Genomic DNA, 555 nt, shown 5'->3' on the forward strand with positions numbered 1-555 from the left:
GCAGCCAGATCGTCGACGTGCGCCGCCTGGCCAGTGACTTCCTCACCGGCCAGTTGCGCAACGCCACCAGCCAGAACAGCGAGTTGAGCGCATTCCGTAGCCAGATCGAGCAGCTCGACGGCCTGTTGTCCAACACCACCACCGGCGTCAGCCCGGCCATGCAGCGCTTCTTCGCCGCACTGCAGGCCGCCGCCAACAATCCCTCCTCGACCGAAGCGCGCGAGGCAGTGCTTGCCCAGGCCGAGGGGCTGGGCAAGACCTTCAATACCCCCTACGACCAGTTGGACAAGCAGAACAGCCTGATCAACCAGCAACTGGGCGCGCTGGCTTCGCAGGTCAACCATCTGTCGCAGAGCGTGGCCAGCTACAACGATGCCATCGCCAAGGCCAAGTCGGCGGGCGCGGTGCCCACCGACCTGATGGATGCGCGCGACGAAGCCGTGCGCAAGCTGTCCGAGATGATCGGGGTGACCGCGGTCACCCAGGACGATAACAGCGTCAGCCTGTTCATCGGTAGCGGCCAGCCGCTGGTGGTGGGCAATACTGTGTCGACCC

Annotated in this window: 1 pseudogene; it reads left to right on the forward strand. The window is 65.2% G+C overall.

Annotated features, from left to right (window positions below):
- Positions 1-555 (forward strand): annotated as a pseudogene (gene flgK, locus FMN52_RS04240) (flagellar hook-associated protein FlgK); the annotation flags it as partial.

Origin of the sequence: Marinobacter sp. BW6, assembly GCF_008107725.1 — a bacterium.
Taxonomy (GTDB): Bacteria; Pseudomonadota; Gammaproteobacteria; order Pseudomonadales; family Oleiphilaceae; genus Marinobacter.